Source organism: Nonomuraea sp. MG754425 (genome assembly GCF_021699195.1).
Classification (GTDB): Bacteria; Actinomycetota; Actinomycetes; order Streptosporangiales; family Streptosporangiaceae; genus Nonomuraea.
The window spans coordinates 26,581-43,894 of record NZ_SSXE01000024.1; the positions used below are offsets into that span (position 1 = coordinate 26,581).

General features: G+C 72.1%; 15 protein-coding genes. 5 read left to right on the plus strand and 10 right to left on the minus strand.

Annotation, left to right across the window (positions count from 1 at the left end; translation table 11 throughout):
- Positions 1–200: 200 nt before the first annotated feature.
- The 3 genes from FAF44_RS55745 to FAF44_RS11230 form a co-directional block, all read right to left on the minus strand.
- A complete protein-coding gene (locus FAF44_RS55745; RefSeq protein ID WP_237103017.1) occupies positions 201–3,026 on the minus strand; it encodes a LuxR family transcriptional regulator in 2,826 nt (941 codons plus the stop codon).
- A gap of 202 nt (positions 3,027–3,228) precedes the next feature.
- Positions 3,229–4,185 (minus strand): GNAT family N-acetyltransferase, encoded by a 957-nt coding sequence (locus FAF44_RS11225; RefSeq protein ID WP_237103018.1) that lies wholly within the window; start codon positions 4,183–4,185, stop codon positions 3,229–3,231.
- A 36-nt stretch (positions 4,186–4,221) separates the two neighbouring features.
- Positions 4,222–4,527 carry a hypothetical protein gene (locus tag FAF44_RS11230; RefSeq protein ID WP_237103019.1) on the minus strand — a complete coding sequence of 102 codons (306 nt, stop codon included), beginning with the start codon at positions 4,525–4,527 and terminating at the stop codon, positions 4,222–4,224.
- A 23-nt stretch (positions 4,528–4,550) separates the two neighbouring features.
- Here FAF44_RS11230 and FAF44_RS11235 point away from each other — a divergent pair, with 23 nt between their 5' ends.
- Positions 4,551–5,804 carry a serine hydrolase gene (locus FAF44_RS11235; protein WP_237103020.1) on the plus strand — a complete coding sequence of 418 codons (1,254 nt, stop codon included), beginning with the start codon at positions 4,551–4,553 and terminating at the stop codon, positions 5,802–5,804.
- A 42-nt stretch (positions 5,805–5,846) separates the two neighbouring features.
- Here the strand turns inward: FAF44_RS11235 and FAF44_RS11240 are convergent, their stop codons facing one another.
- The gene (locus FAF44_RS11240) at positions 5,847–7,940 is read right to left on the minus strand and encodes a cellulose binding domain-containing protein (RefSeq protein ID WP_237103021.1); all 2,094 of its coding nucleotides are present in this window, start codon (positions 7,938–7,940) and stop codon (positions 5,847–5,849) included.
- Positions 7,941–8,072: 132 nt separating this feature from the next.
- Here FAF44_RS11240 and FAF44_RS11245 point away from each other — a divergent pair, with 132 nt between their 5' ends.
- Positions 8,073–9,062 (plus strand): helix-turn-helix domain-containing protein, encoded by a 990-nt coding sequence (locus FAF44_RS11245; protein WP_237103022.1) that lies wholly within the window; start codon positions 8,073–8,075, stop codon positions 9,060–9,062.
- Positions 9,063–9,082: 20 nt separating this feature from the next.
- Here the strand turns inward: FAF44_RS11245 and FAF44_RS11250 are convergent, their stop codons facing one another.
- From FAF44_RS11250 to FAF44_RS11265, 4 genes are all read right to left on the minus strand, one after another.
- Complete coding sequence (locus FAF44_RS11250; RefSeq protein WP_237103023.1) at positions 9,083–9,874, minus strand: hypothetical protein; 792 nt, start codon at positions 9,872–9,874, stop codon at positions 9,083–9,085.
- A gap of 131 nt (positions 9,875–10,005) precedes the next feature.
- On the minus strand, positions 10,006–10,503 hold the full coding sequence (locus FAF44_RS11255; protein WP_237103024.1) for a hypothetical protein: 498 nt from the start codon (positions 10,501–10,503) through the stop codon (positions 10,006–10,008).
- 190 nt (positions 10,504–10,693) lie between these two features.
- Positions 10,694–12,073, minus strand: a complete 1,380-nt coding sequence (lpdA, locus tag FAF44_RS11260) for a dihydrolipoyl dehydrogenase (RefSeq protein ID WP_237103025.1) — start codon at positions 12,071–12,073, stop codon at positions 10,694–10,696.
- Between the two features lie 39 nt (positions 12,074–12,112).
- A complete protein-coding gene (locus tag FAF44_RS11265; RefSeq protein WP_237103026.1) occupies positions 12,113–12,487 on the minus strand; it encodes a tautomerase family protein in 375 nt (124 codons plus the stop codon).
- A 33-nt stretch (positions 12,488–12,520) separates the two neighbouring features.
- Here FAF44_RS11265 and FAF44_RS11270 point away from each other — a divergent pair, with 33 nt between their 5' ends.
- From FAF44_RS11270 to FAF44_RS11280, 3 genes are read left to right on the plus strand one after another with little or no spacing between them, the layout of a single operon-like run.
- Positions 12,521–13,171: a response regulator transcription factor gene (locus tag FAF44_RS11270; protein WP_237103027.1), complete on the plus strand. Its 651-nt coding sequence runs from the start codon at positions 12,521–12,523 to the stop codon at positions 13,169–13,171.
- A gap of 6 nt (positions 13,172–13,177) precedes the next feature.
- On the plus strand, positions 13,178–14,230 hold the full coding sequence (locus FAF44_RS11275; protein WP_237103028.1) for a quinone-dependent dihydroorotate dehydrogenase: 1,053 nt from the start codon (positions 13,178–13,180) through the stop codon (positions 14,228–14,230).
- Between the two features lie 23 nt (positions 14,231–14,253).
- Entirely contained in the window at positions 14,254–14,811 is a 558-nt protein-coding gene (locus FAF44_RS11280; protein ID WP_237103029.1) for a GNAT family N-acetyltransferase, read from the plus strand.
- A gap of 9 nt (positions 14,812–14,820) precedes the next feature.
- On the opposite strand, the gene FAF44_RS11285 is transcribed toward FAF44_RS11280, so the two are convergent.
- The gene (locus tag FAF44_RS11285; protein ID WP_237103030.1) at positions 14,821–16,413 is read right to left on the minus strand and encodes a beta-N-acetylhexosaminidase; all 1,593 of its coding nucleotides are present in this window, start codon (positions 16,411–16,413) and stop codon (positions 14,821–14,823) included.
- Positions 16,410–17,252: an N-acetylmuramoyl-L-alanine amidase gene (locus FAF44_RS11290; protein ID WP_237103031.1), complete on the minus strand. Its 843-nt coding sequence runs from the start codon at positions 17,250–17,252 to the stop codon at positions 16,410–16,412. The genes FAF44_RS11285 and FAF44_RS11290 overlap by 4 nt, the downstream gene beginning before the upstream one ends.
- Positions 17,253–17,314 lie beyond the last annotated feature (62 nt).

Sequence of the window (17,314 nt, forward strand, 5' to 3'; positions counted from 1 at the left end):
AGCAAGGGGGGTCAGACGGGTTCGAACCCGTCCGGCGGCCGGGGAGGTGCCCCGGCGCCAGACCCTTCCGGGTCCGGTTCGTGCTCGTCGTCGGCGTCCTGCTCGGCAGGAGCCGAAGGCTCGTCATCGGGCATGGATCCAGCGTCGCCACGGCGGCACCGCGCGGGTATGGGGTGGCGTATGGGGAAAAATCCCCATCCTTAGCTGGGGAGGTGGCGGGCGAGTTCCGTCCGGGACCGGGCGCCGGCCTTGCGCATCGCGGCGCTGACGTGCTTGTCGACCGTCTTGGGCGACAGGAAGAGCTGCCTGGCGATCTCCTGGTTCGTCATCCCGGCGGCGGCGAGCCTGGCCACCTGGAGCTGGCGCGCGGACAGCCCGCCGTCCGCCCTGGGGCTCCGTCTGGGCGCGGTGGGCCGCAATCCCCACCCGCGAGCCAGCCCGGTGACGCGGTCGAGGTCCCAGTCCGCGCCGAGAGTGGTGTAGGCGGCGATGGCCTGCCGTACGCACTCCTCGGCCGACGGATCGCCGAGCGCGAAGAGGCAGGCGGCCCGCCGCTCGGTGGCCAGGGCGGCCTCGTGGCCGGCGGGCAGCGCCGCGTAGGCGGTCGCCGCCGCGGCGAACTCGGTGGCCGCCTCCGCCCAGCGCTCCGCCCCGCCGGCGAGCAGCCCGCGCGCGTGCGCCAGTGCCGGCACGGCGAGCGGCGCGTCCAGTCCCCGGACGCCCAGGCCGTACCGGCGGACCAGGTCGGCGGCCCCGCCCTCGTCCTGCGCCGCCAGGAGCGCCTCGACCGCCGCGGGCACGGCGCGTACGCCGACCGGCCACAGGTCCCTGCGCTCCCATGACGCGAAGACCCCCGCCGTCTCCGCGACCGCCGCCCCGGGATCCCCGCGCGCGGTGTCCAGCCTGAGCAGCGCGGCGACCGGCGCGGGCAGCGTGTCCAGGTCTCCGCGGACCCCGGCAGCCCTGATGATGCCGACCAGCGCGTCCCGGCCGGCGGCGGGGGCCAGGCACGCCGCCAGGCCGTCCAGGACCGTGCGGTGGTGCGGGAGGTCCGCGTAGTGCTCGCGCAGCGCCTCGATCTCCTCGCGCAGTCCCGCCCAGTCACCGCGGTAGTAGCGCGCCGAAGCGAGCTCGCAGCGCAGGCGCACCTTGTCGTGGTCGGGCGACCCGCTCTCGCCCAGGCCGGCGAGCGCGGTCGACAGCAGGTCGTACGCCGCCTCGTGGTGGCCGCTCGCCACGGCGCCCGCCGCGATGGACTTGTAGGCGCGGGCCACCTGCCTGCTGACGGGTTCCTCGCCGGCCTCCCGCAGGACGCGGCCGGTCAGCTCCGACCAGCGCGGGTCCCCGGCCACGGCGAACACCATGGCGACCTTGCCCAGCACGAACAGCCGCAGGCCCCCGTCGCCGTCCTGCGGGAGGGTGTCCAGGGCGCGTTCCAGCCAGGCCACCCGCTCGGCGAGCGGACGGTCGGCGGTGGTGGGGATGCCGAGCCCGACCATGGCCCAGGCGGCCAGCTCGGGACGGTCACCGAGATCCTCGATCGCGTCGGCGAACGCCTGGCGCACGCGTAGCTGGTCCGTCCTGGTCAGGTCGATGTGGAGGGCGAGTTCGAGCCGGAGCTCGCCGCGTACGGTCCTGGGCAGGTCGTGGCCGAGCGCCTCGGCCAGCAGGTCCCCGATCGCCCGGACCCGGCCCGTGGCGCGGGCCGCCCTGCCCAGTCGCGTCGATAGCTCCGCCCGTCGTACGGGGTCCAGGGGGGCGTGCCGTAGCACGTCCTCCAGCAGGCGTACGGCCTCGGCGTCGTCGCCCAGGGCCAGCGCCCGGTCGGCGGCCGTGGCGGTCGCCGCCACCCAGGAGGTGATCCGGCCGGCGCCGCGCAGGTGATGCGCGATCTGCCCGTAGGGGACCGGGTGGAGCGCGCCGACCGCGGTGGCGGCGCGGGCGTGCATGGCCTGTCTGCGCCCGAGCGTGATCGCCGCGTAGGCGGCCTGGGCGGACAGGGTGTGACGGAACTCCACCAGCCCGTCCCGTTCCACCAGCAGGCCGGAGGCCAGCGCCTCGTCCGCTCCCGCCGCCCCCGGCGCCTCGTCCAGGTCCGCCACCTCGGCCAGCACGCTCAGGGGTACGGCCAGCCGCAGCACCGCCGCGGCCTCGACGACCGCGCGGGCCCGTGGCGGCAGGTGCGCCACCCGCTCCTGCACCGAGGCGCGCACCCCCGCGGGCACGTCGAGGCTCTCCAGCGCGCGCCTGGCCCAGCCGCCCTCCCAGCGGATCAGCGTCCCGCGGCTGCGCAGCAGCGCCAGCAGTTCCTGCACGGCCAGGGGCAGCCCCGACGCCCGGGAACGCAGATGCTCGGCGAACTCCGCCGACACGTGCTCCGTCTCCAGGATGGCCGCGGCCAGCGCACGGGTCTCGGCCACGTCCAGTGGCGGCAGCGTGAGGGAGTCGGCGGTGACCGTGCTCGCGGCGCGCGATGTCACCGACCGCACCGCGGCCCCCGCCTCCTCGCCCCGGTAGGTGAGCACCACCGACAGCCCGTGCGGGAGCACCGTGACGAGGTAGGTGAGGAACTCGACCGTGAGCTCGTCGGCCCAGTGCAGGTCCTCCACCACCAGGACGGCGGGCCCGAGCGCGGACAGCACCTCGGCCAGCCCGCGGAAGAGCCGGTGACGCTCGGCCGCGCGGTCGTCGAGCGCGGGCGGCGCCTCGGGCAGGACGTCGCCGAGTTCGGGCAGCAGCGGCCGGAGCGAACCCGCGACCGGGGACAGCGGGGCGCCCGCCACGTCCGCGCCCCGCCCGCGCAGGGCCTCCACGATCGGGCCGAGCGGGAACGGCTCGCGGACCTGGGCACATCCGCCGATGAGGAACCGCCGGCTGGACCGGGCCGCGAGCTCGGCCACCAGCCGGGATTTCCCGATCCCGGCCTCGCCCTCGACCACGACCACCGACGGGGCGCAGGCCAGTGCGGCCTCCAGCCGCTCCAGCTCCCTGGCCCGGCCTACGAGGGGCGGTGGGACGGCCGCCACGGCCCACCCCTCTCGGCTGCCGAACGATCACCGGCCATTCAACTGCATCAATGACCAGATGTCACGAAAAGGGACGCTGGGACCGCCTTGCGGCGATCAGCGGCAACTGCCGTGCGACCACGCCGGGAACCGGGACGTCCGTCGCGATCCACCAGGCCCCGCCGTCGCGGGCGGCGGCTCCTTGACGGGTCCCCGGTTGGTTTCAGGTCCAGGTCATGTTGATCGAGTGTTCGAAGTTGATCCAGCCGGCGCGCTTGAAGGCGTTGGCCATGGGGACGTTCTCGAGGTCCGTGGACGCGCGGATGCGGCGGACGTCCTCTTGCGTGCTGAGGACGCGGGTGCCTTCGGCGAGGATGTCGTCGATGTAGCCGTTGCCGCGGTGCTCGGGGAGTACGGCGAGGTAGCCGATGACGGGGTTGTAGTCGTTGCGGCCCGGGGTGACGAAGCCCACCGGGTCGCCGTCCGGCAGGGTCGCGATCCGCCACCAGCCCTGGGGGCTGCGGTAGCGGGCGAGTTCGTCCTCGTAGTGTCTGACGGCTGCCTCGCGGGCGGGCATCCGGGTCAGGTCGCTTCTGCTGTGCGCGTCGAGCGTCCCGTCGAGGACCCGGGTCATCAGGGAGAGGAGTTCCTCGGTGTCGCGGACGGGGCGGAACGTCAGGCGTCCGGTCGGTTCGGGGATCGGGGTTCCGGGACGCCATTCCAGGCGGAGTCGTTCGACGAACAGGCGGGCGCCGGTCCGCTCCAGCGCGTTCATCCGGTCCTCGACCGGTCGCCTGGCCGCTTCGGCCTCGCGCCAGTCGGGCGGGACCATGCGGATGTAGTTGGGCGGGGCGGCGTCCGCCGGGACGACTTCGGCCATGGCGGCCCGCAGCAGCCGTTCGCCGAGGTCCACGCGCCGGCCGCGGTCCGCGATGGCGTCGTCGATGTCGAGGACGTCCAGGAGGAACGGTGTGTCGTCGCCCGCCTGGCTCCACCAGGCGGCCCTGGCCAGGAGGCGGTCGCCCTGGAGGGCGAACCACATCCACCCCGGCCGGCGGCGGCCGGCGGCGAGGTCGTCCGCCAGTTCCTCGTTGAGGAGGTAGGGCAGGCGGCAGAAAAGGTCGAGTTCGTCAGGCCCGGTGATCGGGCGGATGGTCAGGTCGTTCTGTTCCACGGTCAAAGCACGCTCCGGGTGAGGGCGCTCGGCCGCCCCGGGTCAGACGTGGTCCGCGGCCCGGGAGGGCACGAGCACGGTGATCATGGCGATCATGGGCTTATCCCTCCTTTCGGTTGGTGGCCCCTGCTCTGGGTCGGCGGGGCCGACCACAAGGTTTATCCGATCGCCTGTTCCCGCGCAAACGTGTTCGTCGTGATCCGGCGGGACGTCCGCGCCGTCGTCAACGACCGAGGGGTCGTGACGGCGGGGGTCGATGAGGCCGTCAGTCTTCAGTATTTGTCCAGAAAGTCGCTTTAGCAGTAGTCGTTCGCCGCGGCGTGGTACCAATGTGTGCTTCTTCAACATCTGGTGCTCCAGGGAGAAATGTGATGACGCTCTCCAGGCGGCGGCTCCTGCAGACCGGGGCCGCGGTGCTGCCCGCCGTGGCGCTCGGCGCGCGACCTGCGGCAGCGGCGGCGGCGGGGGCCGCGGCGATCCCGACGACCGGGGTCGTGCCGGCCGCGCTCAGCGGGTTCGACACGGCGATGAAGACGTACATCGCCGAGCGGGCCATCTCGAGTGCCCAGCTCGCGGTGGCCAAGAACGGCAAGATCCTGCTCGCCCGCGGCTACGGCTCCTACCAGCGCGCCGGCGCGACCGTGAACGTGCAGCCGACCTCGCTGTTCCGGATCGCCAGCCTCAGCAAGAGCCTGACCGGGGCCGCGCTGGCCCGGCTGGCCCAGGACGGCAAGGTCAGCCTGGGCGCGAAGGTGTCGGACCTGCTGGGCCTGTCCACCACGGCCGACCCGCGGCTGGCGAACGTCACCCTCTGGCGGCTGTTGCAGCACACCGGCGGCTGGGACCGCGGCGTGTCGAAGGACCCGCTCTGGATCGACCACACGATCGCGGCGTCCCTGGGCGTGGCGTTGCCGATCGGCCACGCCGACATCACGAAGTACGTCACCGCGCGCCCGCTCGACTTCGCCCCCGGCAGCAAGTACGTCTACAGCAACTACGGCTACATGCTGGCCGGCCGGGTGATCGAGAAGGTCTCGGGCATGAGCTACGAGGCGTACGTCCGGGACACGCTGCTCGCCCCCGTGAAGATCACCCGGATGCTGCTCGGCCAAAGCGTGGAGCCGTTCGCCACCGAGGTGAACTACGAGTCGCAGTACACCAACAAGAGCGTCGTGGACGGCTCGGGCGCGACCGTGCCCTACCCGTACGGCGGCTTCAACATGCCCAACCAGGACGCCAACGGCGGCTGGCTCGCCTCGGCGGTGGACCTGGTCAAGTGGGGTTTCGTCTTCGACGCGGCGGGCCCGGTGCTCAACGGCACGTCGATCTCGCGGGTGTTCGCCAAGCCGGAGACCGGGGTCACGGCCGGCGGCTCCTGGTACGGCCTGGGCTGGCACGTCCGCACCAACAACCTCGGCACGCTGAACACCTGGCACAACGGCTCGATGCCGGGCACCTTCAGCTTCCTGGCACGGATCCAGAACGGCGTCAGCTACTGCGCGATCTTCAACCGGCGGGAGGAGACGGGCACGCCGGACTACGACTCGATCGACCCGATCCTCGGCCAGGCGAGCAGCGGCGTGACGACCTGGCCCACGACCGACCTCACCTCGCGGTACTTCTGAGCCGGAGGGCCCGGCTCAGAAGTACGCCCGGCGGACGTGCGGTCACTGGAGCGTGCAGACCGAGCCGTTCAGGGTGAAGACGGACGGGAGCACGTTCGGGCCGTTGTAGTTGCCGACGTAGCCGATCGTGGTCGTGGCCCCGGTCGCCAGCGCGGGGTTGGCGGCCTCGTTGACGGCCTTGACCTCCGAGCCCGACTGCGTCCAGACGGCGCTCCAGCCGCTGCCCAGGCTCTGCCACGACCTGGGCCAGTCGAAGGCCAGCGTCCAGCCGTTGAGCGGGGCGCCGTTGTTGGTGACGTCGACGGCGGCGACGTACCCGCTGGCCCAGTCGGTGGTGACGGTCAGCCGGACGGAGCAGGAGCTGGTGGCGGGGGTGCCGGTGGTGAAGGTCAGCGGGGGCGAGGGGTCCGACACGGCGCCGCCGGTGTCCCTGGCGACGACGTTGACGGTGTAGCGGGTGCCGGGCTTGAGGTTGCCGACCGTGAACGTGGTGCCGGTGCTCTCACCGAGCTGCTCGGAGACGGCTCCGTTCTGGCGGTAGAGCTCATACTTGGCGACCGGCCGGGTGCCGGGCTTGGCGGCGGGCCAGGTGATCCTGGCCGTCTGGTCGGTGACGGCGCCGGCGGCGGGCTGGCCCGGCTCGCCGGGGCGGCCGGCCTGGACCGACGACGGGCGCAGGAGCACGGTGGTCAGCGAGAGCGGCGGCAGGGTCTGCGCGGTCGCGGTGCCGGTCGAGGACGTGGTGATGCTCGTGGCCCCGTTCGTGTGCGACAGGACGGTGGGCGCGCCCGCGGCGGGCGAGAAGCCCGAGTAGCCGAGCTCGACCGGGTACGACGTGTCGGACGAGGTGTTGATCAGCAGGACGGCCAGATCCCCGTTCGGGCGGCGGGCCGCGTGCGCGCTGACCTTCGGCTGGTCCGTCGCGGCCCGGATGAACCGGTCACCGGGGCGGGCGAACCTGCTCACCATCTGCAGCGCGTAGTAGGGCGCGAAGGGGGTGTTCAGCGCGGGCTCGCAGACGCTGCCGTCGGAGGTGCACGCGCCGCTCGACAGCAGGCCGAAGTCGCCGTAGTCGGTGTGCCCCTCGACCTCGGTGACGGCGCCGATGCCGTTGTGCACGTTCCACCAGTCCACGGTGAAGACGCCGCCCGCCAGCAGCGTGGCGTACGCGTCGGCGGCGGCCAGCGCGCCCGGCTGGGTGTTGGTGCCGTTGCTGCTCGACCCGGTGTTGAACTCGGTCATCGCGATGCCGATCCGCTCGGAGCCGGGGCCGGCGTACCTGGCGATCTGGTCGCGGGTGAGCTGGAGCATGTCGGGCACGTGGCCGGTCCTGTCGAGGGCGCCGGGGTACCAGTGCAGGATGACGAAGTCGATCTTCGAGCCGGCGGCGGACAGCACGACCTTGTTCCACGAGCCGCTGTCGCCCTCGGCGGTGATGGCGTCGGGCCAGTTCGCGGGCGTGGTCAGCACGGCGCCGATCTTGATGGTGGGATCGACGGCCTTCATCGCGTCGGCGTAGGAGACGACGTGGCGGGCGTACTCGTTCGGGCTCTTGTCGGCGTGGTCGTCGGCCTCCCAGGCGGAGCCGTAGTGGCCGTTGCCGTAGTTCTCGTTGCCGATCTCCCAGTACTTGATGCCGTACTTCTTGGTGACGTTGGCCTGGCGCACCCAGGCCGCGGCCTCCTCGGCGGTGCCCGTGCCGTAGTTGGCGGTCACCATCGCCTGGCCGCCGGTGCGGCGCACGCCGCTCATGAACGTGTCGAAGTCGGTGTTCGGCGCCACGTAGCCGCCGGGGGCGGTGTGGTCGGCCCAGTGGTAGATGTCGGAGTAGGAGCCGCCGGGATAGCGCAGCAGCTTCATGCCCGCGTCCTTGAGCAGGTCGGCGGTCTCGTTCGTGCCCAGGTTGGAGTCCCAGATCGCGTGGTTGGTGCCGAGCCCCGTGTCGGGGACGGCGGCGAGCGCGGCGCGGGCGTTCACGGTCACCTTGACGGCGGCGCTCGCGCCCGCTGTGCCGGCCGCTGTGCCGGCCGCTGTGCCGGCCGCGTGCGCGGTGCTGACGGTCAAGGTGGTGGGGACGTTCAAGGCGGTCAGCGTCAGCAGGACCGCCAACGCGGATCGCAGGGGGATTTTCGGCATCGGCGCACCTCGTGCTGGATTTGCGGGTATCGAGCTCGACGCCTCCTCCTGACCAGGAAGCCCCATGATCATGGGCGGTGGCCGCACGGGCGTCAATCGCGGCTGAAACTTTCACGACATACACCGAATGTCATGATGGAGCGCATGCTGGAGCCTGCCGGACTGGGTGAACTGGAGGAACGCGCGTACCGGTTACTCGTACGGGCGGGTGAGACGGACGCCACCACCCTCGCCGAGGAACTGGGAATCACGACGGACGCGGCCACCGCCGCGCTGCGCGACATGCTGGGCGCGGGCCTGGCCCGCGAGGCGGCGGGCGGCAGGTACGCCCCGGTCGCGCCGGAGGTCGCGCTCGGCCCCCGCCTGGTACGCCGCCAGGAGACGATCGACTGGGCGCGGCAGGCCGTCGAGCAGCTCGCCGAGGAGTACCGCGCCGGCCTGCGCCGCCGGGACGCCGACCGGCTGATCGAGGTGCTGCCGAGCCGCGCGGTGCTGCGCGAGCGGGTCCGCCACCTCCAAGACAGCGCCCGCGAGGAGGTCCTGTACTTCTGCCGCGCGGGCCACGTGGTGATGCCGTCCGTGGACAACACCGAGGAACTGGAGGCGCTCGGCCGCGGCGTGCGCTACCGGGTCATCTACGAGCAGGCCCTGCTCGCGGAGCCCGGGATGGTGGCCAACGTCGCCTACGGGATCAAGCTGGGCGAGCAGGCGCGGGCGCTGCGCGAGCTGCCGGTGCGGATGATGATCGCCGACCGGTCCATGGCGCTGCTGCCGCTCGTGCAGCACGTGGACGGGGTGAGCGACACCACGGCCGCGCTCGTGCGGGGGAGCAGCCTGCTGGAGGCGCTGATCGCGCTGTTCGAGGCCCAGTGGGAGCGGGCCACGCCGATCAGGTTCTCGGAGGACGGACGGGTCACCGACGCCCCGTCCGGCCCCCTGGACGCCGACGAGCTCTACCTGTTGTCGCTGCTGGTCGCCGGCGTGCCGGAGAAGACGATCGCCACCCAGCTCGGCCTCAGCCTGCGCACGGTGCAGCGCCGCGTCTACCACCTGATGCGGCTCGCGGGCGCGCAGACCAGGATGCAACTGGCCTGGCACGCGGCCCGCGAGCGCTGGCTCTGAGCGCTGACTCTGAGCGCGGGCTAGTTGTACTGGTAGCCCTTCGTGGCCCTGCGCCGGCTGTGGTCGTACACCGAGGCGCGGTACATGCTGACCGACAGCTCGCCGTGCTCGGCCCGGCCGCAGGTGCCGAGGCCGGCGAGCTGGTGGATCTCGAAGCGGGTGGTCGGGTCGCCGCCCACGAAGTACTCGGCGCGGGCCTGGTACTCGTCGGCCCTGGTGTCGCAGGCGTAGACGAACGTCTTGCGCTCGGAGAAGCAGACGGTCGCGGCGTTCTTCGTCGAGGCGCAGGTCCTGGACTTGGCGCGGGCCTCGGCGGGCGTGGTGCGGGTCTCCCGCTTGACCGGATATTTCGCCATGTTGCGGACGGTCTTCCACCGGCCGTACCTGACCCGGTGGTCGCCCTGGTAGAGGGCGGCGCGGAAGGTCACGACACGGCCGATCTCCCGGTTGCCGCGCACCTCGCCGTGACGGGCCAGGTTGTGGATGACGTACTGGGTGCCGAGGTAGCCGTTCAGGTAGTACTCGACCGCGGGGTGGCTGCGGTCGTCGGCGGTGTCCTCGACGGTGATGCCGGGCCGGTCGCTCCCGTCGGGGCCCACGCACGCCTGCGCGCCCTTGATACGCACGCACACCGGCTCGTCGGCGGTGACGGCCGGGCGCTCGGCCGTCTGGGCGACCTGGGCCGCCTGGGTCGTCTGGGTCGCCCGGACGACCGGGGAACGGGGCGGCGCGGGCGTGGCGCCCGCCCCGACGGTGCTGAACGCGACGGCCGCCGTCACGGCCGCCGCGATGACTGCGCGACGTAATGCCACTGCAACCTCACCAGCCTCAATCTGTCACCGTGCTTTTGCCTGGATGTGACGCCAGGAACGCGGTGAAGGTTCCGGATCGGGCGGCATTCGTTCAGCGACCGTTCAGGAAAGCCGGGAGGAGACCGGGACGCTCAGGCCGCCCGCCTGCGGGTGAGACTGGCCAGCAGCAGGAGCAGGGCGCTCTGCGCCAGCATGCCGGGGGCGAGCGGCGGGGCCATCCCGACCGACTTCGTCAGCGCGTACCACCACTGGGTGAGCGGCGAGAACGAGTCCCACTCCGGGTCCATCGCGCCCATGCCGTGGTTGACCGAGACGTGCATGAACACCCCGTACGCCGAGGCGAGCAGCACCATCGTGGCCAGCACGCGCACGACGGTGAGCACCGGCCCGGCGTCCCGCAGGAGCAGCAGCACCAGCGCGACCCCGAGCAGCGCCAGCGCCACCCAGGGGATGAGCTGCACGGGGGTCGCCCAGTGACGCTCGAAGGCGAGCTCCAGCGCCGCGCCCACGATGCCGATCGCCACCAGCGCCAGGAGCCCCAGCCGCAGTGCCGCGGGGCCGTCGGGGACGAGCCGGCGCGAGTGCCGCGCGCCCGTCTGGGCGGTCGTCCGAGGAGGAGATGAGGTCATGTGCGGGGACCACCGTCCGATGCGAGGGTCGCTTTCGAGGTCGTCTCAAACGTCTCCGGGGATCCTCAGAGTATTCTCAGCGAATTCTGAAGATCTGGTGAGAACTCGGGCGATCCGCTCCTCTTCGCGGGCGGCGAGCCTCAGATGATCGGTACGACCGCGCGGCCGTACCGATCGGCCGGCACCCGGATCACATGTTGATCATGTGACCGGCGAGCCCGTGGACGGCCTCCTTGACGGCCTCCCCGAGCGTCGGGTGCGCGTGCACGTTGCGGGCCACCTCGTGCACGGTCAGGTCCCACTGCTGGGCCAGCGTCAGCTCGGGCAGCAGCTCGGTCACCTCGGGCCCGATCAGGTGGGCCCCGAGCAGCTCACCGTGCGTGTTGTCACTGATGATCTTCACGAACCCGGCCGTGTCGCCCAGCCCGTGCGCCTTGCCGTTCGCGGTGAACGGGAACTTCGCCACCTTCACGTCGTAACCCAGGTCGCGGGCCTGCGCCTCGGTGTAGCCGAAGCTGGCCACCTGCGGCTGGCAGTACGTGGCCCGCGGGATCATCACGTAGTCGAGCTCCATGGTCTCGGCGTCGGCGATCGTCTCCGCCGCGATGATGCCCATCGACTCGGCGGCGTGCGCCAGCATCAGCTTCGCCGTGACGTCGCCGATGGCGAAGATGCTCGGCACGTTCGTCCGGCACCGGCCGTCCACGGCGATCGCGCCCCGCTCGGTCAGCGCCACCCCGGTCTTCTCCAGCCCGTAGCCGTCGACGCGCGGCTGGAACCCGATGGCCTGCAGCACCTTGTCCGCCTCCAGCACCTGCGTCTGGCCGTCGCGGGTGACGGTGACCCTGACCGCGGAGCCGGTGTCGTCGATGCTGTCCACGCGGGTCGAGGTCAGCACCTCGATGCCGAGCCGCTTGTAACGCTTGGCCAGTTCGGCGGAGACCTCTTCGTCCTCCAGCGGCACGACCCGGTCGAGGAACTCGACGATGGTCACCTTGACGCCGTAGTTGTGCAGCACGTACGCGAACTCCACGCCGATCGCCCCGGCGCCCGCGATGACGATGCTGCCGGGCAGGTCCTCGGAGAGGATCTGCTCCTCGTACGTCACCACCCGCTCCGAGAGCTGCGTGCCGGGGATCAGCCTGGTGGTCGCGCCGGCCGCGATGATGCAGTGGGAGAAGGTGATCGTCTCACCGTTCACCTGGAGCGTGTTGGCGTCGAGGAACGTGCCACGACCGTCGTACTCGGTGATGGCGTTCTTCTTCATCAGGTAGTGAACGCCCTTGACGCGCCCGTCGGCCACCTTGCGGCTGCGCTGGAAGGCCGCGCCGTAGTCGAAGGTGACCTCCCCGCTGATGCCGAAGGTCTTGGCCTCATTGTGGAAGATGTGGGCGAGCTCCGCGTTGCGCAGCAGCGCCTTGGACGGGATGCAGCCCACGTTCAGGCAGACGCCACCCCAGTACTTCTCCTCGACGACCGCGGTGCGCAGTCCGAGCTGGGCGGCGCGGACCGCGGCCGTGTAGCCTCCAGGACCCGCGCCGAGGACGACGACGTCATAGTGAGTGCTCATGAGTCGGACCATACCGCTCGCCCGACTCTGCCCCGGACCTCAGACCTCCACCTGGTACGGCAGGGTCAGCTCGTCGGCGGGAACGCCGCGGATCCCCCAGTTCGTCCGGGGCATCTCGACGATCGTGATCTCCAGGTCCTCGGGGTCGTACCCGGATCTGTCGTAGAGCTCGCGGATCAGCGCCCGCTTGGCGTCGTCGCTGCGGCCGGTGAAGCACAGCACCTCGATGATGAGATATCGCTCACTCCGCCCGGGGCAGACGAAGTCGTCCGCGTCCAGCAGCAGGAAGCGGTGGAACCGCTTGCCCTCCGGGATTCCCCACGCGTTCACCAGGCAGGTCTGGACGAGATCCGAGACCTCCCGCTGCCGCCCCGCCCAGACGTCCCGGCGGCCGTACACCTTCACTTGTGCCATGGCCGGCCAATATAGCCGCCAGGATGTTGAGTTGTGATCCGCATACTCCTGGCCGACGACGAGGCCATGATCAGGGCGGGGGTCCGGGCGATCCTCCAGTCCGATCCAGAGCTGGAGGTGGTGGCCGAGGCCGGCGACGGCAGGCAGGCCGTCGACCTGGCCATCAGCCACCACCCCGACGTCGCGCTGCTCGACATCCGCATGCCGCGCCTCGACGGCCTGGCCGCGGCGGCGGAACTGCGCAGGGCCGCGCCGGGCACGGCCGTGGTGATGCTGACCACCTTCGGGGAGGACGACTACATCGCCAAGGCGCTCGACATCGGCGCCAGCGGCTTCCTGCTCAAGTCGGGCGACCCGCGCGAGCTCATCGCCGGCGTGCACGCGGTCGCCGGCGGGGCCGCGTACCTGTCGCCCAAGGTCGCCCAGCGCGTCATCGCGCAGCTCTCCGGCGGCCGGCTGGCCAGGGGCGCCCAGGCGCGCGACCGCATCGCCGCGCTCACCGAACGCGAGCGCGAGGTGCTCGCCCTGCTCGGGGCCGGGATGTCCAACGCCGAGATCGCCCGTGAGCTGCACATCGTCGAGGGCACGGTGAAGGCGTACGTGAGCGCCATCCTCACCCGGCTCGACGTACGCAACCGCGTCCAGGCCGCGATCATCGCCCACGAAGCCGGCTTGGTAGCCTGACCCGTGATGTATCGCCTCGTGTTCTCGCAGGTCTTGCGGCGTTTCGACGCCGAGGCCGTGCACCATCTCACCGTGAGCGCCCTCGCGCTCCTCGCCCGGCTGCCGTTGCTCAAGCGGTTGCTGCACCGGATGCTCGCGCCGCACGACCCGGTCCTGCGCGTGACCGCGTTCGGCGTGCACTTCCCCGGGCCGCTCGGGCTGGCCGCCGGCTTCGACAAGGACGCCGCCTGCGCCGAGGCCGTCGCCGCGCTCGGCTTCGGCCACGTCGAGGTCGGCACGATCACCGCCCACGGGCAGCCGGGCAACCCGCGTCCCCGCCTGTTCCGGCAGGTGCGGCAGCACGCCGTGGTCAACCGGATGGGCTTCAACAACGCCGGCGCCGCGGCCGCCGCCCGCAGGCTGCGCCGTGCGCGCGGCGTCCCGGTGGTCGTCGGCGTGAACATCGGCAAGACCAAGGTCGTCCCGGAGGCCGAGGCCGTCGCCGACTACGTGACCAGCGCCAGGAAGCTCGCCCCGCTGGCCGACTACCTGGTGGTCAACGTCAGCTCGCCCAACACCCCCGGGCTGCGCAACCTCCAGGCGGTCTCGCTGCTGCGCCCGCTGCTGGCCGCCGTCAAGGAGGTCGCCGACGCCACGCCGCGCCGTACGCCGCTGCTCGTCAAGATCGCCCCCGACCTGGCCGACGAGGACGTCGACGCGGTCGCCGAGCTGGCCATGGAGCTGGAGCTCGACGGCATCATCGCCACCAACACCACGATCAGGCACGAGGGCGAGAGCGGCGGACTGTCGGGCCGCCCGCTGAAGGCCCGCTCGCTGGAGGTGCTGCGCCGCCTGCGCGCCAAGGTCGGCGACCGCATCACGCTGGTCTCGGCCGGCGGCGTCGAGGACGTGGACGACGTCTGGGAGCGCATCCTGGCCGGGGCCACCCTGGTGCAGGGCTACACGGGCTGGATCTACGGCGGCCCGCTGTGGGCCGCGCGCATCCACCGCGACCTCGCGCGCCGCGTGCGCCGCCACGGCCTCAAGTCCGTCACGGAGGCCATCGGCCGGACGGCCTGAAGCCCCGCGCGGCCTATCGTGGCATGGTGATCGAACCAGTCTCGCTCGTTGACGACATCGTCCTGCGCCTGGCGACCGAGCAGGACACCGAGGCGCTGCTCGCCGCCTGCCTGCGCAACCGCGACCACCTGGCCCGCTGGGAGCCGCGCCGGCCCGAGGAGTTCTTCACCGTGGCGGGCCAGGCCCGGCGCCTCGAAGCGCTGCTCGACCAGCAGGCCAGGAACCAGGCGGTGGCGTGGGTGCTGGCCGACGGCGAGCGGATCGTGGGCCGCATGACGCTGAACGACATCGTCCGCGGCCCGTTCCTGAACGCCCACCTCGGCTACTGGATCGACGCCGGGCACACCGGCCGGGGCCTGGCCACGCAGGCGGTGCTGGAGGTGTGCCGGATCGCCGACCAGGAGCTCGGCCTGCACCGGATCGCGGCGGGCACGCTGCTTGACAACGTGGCCTCCCAGAGCGTGCTGCGCAAGGCGGGCTTCGAGCAGTTCGGCACCGCGCCGCGCTACCTGGAGATCGACGGCCGGTGGCAGGACCACCGGCTGTTCCAGCTCATCCTCAACGACCGCCCCGCCTTCTGAGCGCCGGCGTCAGATGCTCGGCCGGGTGGACTCCGCGTCGTGGGTCAGGGCGTCGATGCGGGACATCACCTCGGTGATGCGCACCGCGCTCGGACGGTGCGGCCGGCGGCGCTGCCACGGGTGCGGCCCGTCCAGCGGGCGGTACTCGACCCCCAGGGCGTCCAGCCGGCCGAGGTGCTCGGCCAGCCGCCCGTCGAAGCCGTCGGCGACGCCGCCCGACCAGGCCACCTCCGCCACGGCGCAGGCGCGCGGCCACAGCCGGTAGTCCACCGTGCGGGCGTCGGGGACGCGCTCGGTCCACAACTGCGCCTGCACCCCCAGGACGTGAGCCCGCTCCTGCTCCGACCACTCGGCGGGCACGGGCGCGAACGCGGCCACGTCCGCCAGCGTGATCGCGTCCCCGATCGCCATCGGCTCGTCGGGCGAGGACGCCTCGGCGTAGTCGAGGTAGAGCGGGTACACCGGCGTCGCCACCACGTCGTGCCCGGCGGCGGCGGCCCGGCGGCCCACGTTCATGCCCCGCCACGGCATCACGATCGTGTCCTGCCGCAGCCCGCCGCTGACGAACGCCTCGTCCCACACCACCGCCCGCGCGCCCCGCTCGGCCAGCGCGTCCGCCAGCCGCCGCAGGAACCACGCCTGCAGCTCGTTGACGCTCGCCAGCCCCAGCGACTCGCGGTAGGCGCCGATCTCCGGCGAGGCGGCCCAGTGGTCGAGCACGACCTCGTCGCCGCCGATGTGCGCGTACGGCGTCTCGCCCAGCGCCCCGAGCAGCTCGTCGAAGATCGTGACCAGGAATTCCACGGTCGGCGGCAGCGGCGACAGGATCGCGGGGGAGATGCCCCAGCGGTCGAGCACGTCGTGCCGCTCCCCGGTGGCCCCGAACTCCGGGTAGGCCGCCAGGATCGCCGAGGCGTGCCCCGGCACGTCGATCTCGGGCACGATGACGACGCAGCGGGAGCGGGCGTAGGCGGCGATCTCGGCGAGGTCGTCGAGGGTGTAGTAGCCGCCGTGCGGCACGTCGTCGTAGGTGTCCGGCTCGCGGTGGTGGTTGGTCGCCGTGCGCGGCCGGTGCGAGGCCACCTCGTGCAGGCGCGGGTAGGCGCGGCTCTCGACCCGCCAGCCCTGGTCGTCCACCAGGTGCAGGTGCAGCCGGTTGAGCTTGTGCACGGCCATCAGGTCGATCAGCCGCAGGATCTCCCGCTTGGGGAAGAAGTGCCGCGCGACGTCGAGGTGCAGGCCCCGCCAGGCGAAGCGGGGCTCGTCCTCGATCCGCACCCCGGGGACCGGCCACGACCCGCCGCCGGTGAACCGGTAGGAGGCGGCCGGCAGGAGCTGGTGCAGCGACTGCGCCGCGTAGAACGCGCCCGCCCGGCCGCCCGCCACGATCTCCACCCCGCGCGAGCCGACCGTCAGCCGGTACGCTTCCTCGCCCAGCTCCGGGTCACGCCGTACGTCGATCCCGCCGGAGTCGCCGGGCAGCGGGTCGAGGCGGGCCAGCGCGGGGCGGACGGCGTCCACCAGGTCGCCGGACACTGTCACGCCGGCGTTCAGCACGTAGGAGGCGGAGAGGTCACGAAGCAGCGCGGGGCGAGGAATCATGATTTGAGATAGTGCTGCAATCCGTTCGACAGCGCCAGAGCGATCCGCTGCCGGAAGCGCGGGTCCTGGAACTTGGCCGCCTCGCCCGGATCACGCATGTTCCCGCTCTCGAACAGGACCTTCGGCACGGTGGACAGGTTGAGCCCGCCGATGTCGTTGCGGGGGTCGAGCCCGTTCTTGCCGATGTAGTTGGAGTACGGCACCCCCGTGCCCTTGCGGTACGCGTCGCGCACGGCGATCCCGAGCTTGCGGGAGGGGCCCACGACCTTGTCGACGGGCCCGTTGATCTTCTCGGGCAGGATGACGTGGAAGCCGCGGTGGCCCGGGGTGTCCGAGCCGTCGGCGTGCACCGAGATGGCGGCGTCGGCCTTGGCCTTGTTGCCGATGGCGGCCCGTTCGGTGATGCACGGCCCGACGCCGTTGTTGCTGTTCCTGGTCAGCTTCACGGTGGCGCCGCGGCCCTCGAGGATCTTGGTCATCCGCCTGGAGACGTCCCAGGTGAAGGCGGCCTCGCTGTACCCGCTGTTGGTCGCGGTGCCGGTGGTGTCGCATTCCTTCCACTTGGTCAGCACGTAGACCTTGCGGTTGATCTCGGCGGGGTGGCGGTAGTTGGCGCCGTTGTGGCCGGGATCGATGACGATGACCTTGCCTTCGAGCGGCTTGGCCTCCGGCGGCGCCTGCTTCGCGGGCCCGGAGGAGGGGGCGGAGGAGGGAGACGCCTGCCCCGCGACGGTCGCAGGGGCGGCCTGACCTGCCGCGGCGCCACCGGAGCCGGTGCCGCCACACGCGGAGGCGATCAGGCCGCAAACGGCGAGGGCGGTGGCTGGTAGAGCACGCATGCCGTCCAACTTACGGCAGAGTGGGAGCACAAGCCCGTCTTATGCCAAGCGTGGCGAGCCGG

Excerpts from the sequence above, each read along its gene's own strand:
- FAF44_RS11235 (WP_237103020.1), top strand. The coding sequence starts at position 4,551 with ATGACGCTCTCCAGGCGGCGGCTCCTGCAGACCGGGGCCGCGGTGCTG.
- FAF44_RS11255 (WP_237103024.1), bottom strand. The coding sequence starts at position 10,503 with ATGACCTCATCTCCTCCTCGGACGACCGCCCAGACGGGCGCGCGGCAC.
- lpdA (WP_237103025.1), bottom strand. The coding sequence starts at position 12,073 with ATGAGCACTCACTATGACGTCGTCGTCCTCGGCGCGGGTCCTGGAGGC.
- FAF44_RS11240 (WP_237103021.1), bottom strand. The coding sequence starts at position 7,940 with ATGCCGAAAATCCCCCTGCGATCCGCGTTGGCGGTCCTGCTGACGCTG.
- FAF44_RS11285 (WP_237103030.1), bottom strand. The coding sequence starts at position 16,413 with ATGATTCCTCGCCCCGCGCTGCTTCGTGACCTCTCCGCCTCCTACGTG.
- FAF44_RS11275 (WP_237103028.1), top strand. The coding sequence starts at position 13,178 with ATGTATCGCCTCGTGTTCTCGCAGGTCTTGCGGCGTTTCGACGCCGAG.
- FAF44_RS11230 (WP_237103019.1), bottom strand. The coding sequence starts at position 4,527 with ATGTTGAAGAAGCACACATTGGTACCACGCCGCGGCGAACGACTACTG.
- FAF44_RS11290 (WP_237103031.1), bottom strand. The coding sequence starts at position 17,252 with ATGCGTGCTCTACCAGCCACCGCCCTCGCCGTTTGCGGCCTGATCGCC.
- FAF44_RS11245 (WP_237103022.1), top strand. The coding sequence starts at position 8,073 with ATGATGGAGCGCATGCTGGAGCCTGCCGGACTGGGTGAACTGGAGGAA.
- FAF44_RS11265 (WP_237103026.1), bottom strand. The coding sequence starts at position 12,487 with ATGGCACAAGTGAAGGTGTACGGCCGCCGGGACGTCTGGGCGGGGCGG.
- FAF44_RS11280 (WP_237103029.1), top strand. The coding sequence starts at position 14,254 with ATGGTGATCGAACCAGTCTCGCTCGTTGACGACATCGTCCTGCGCCTG.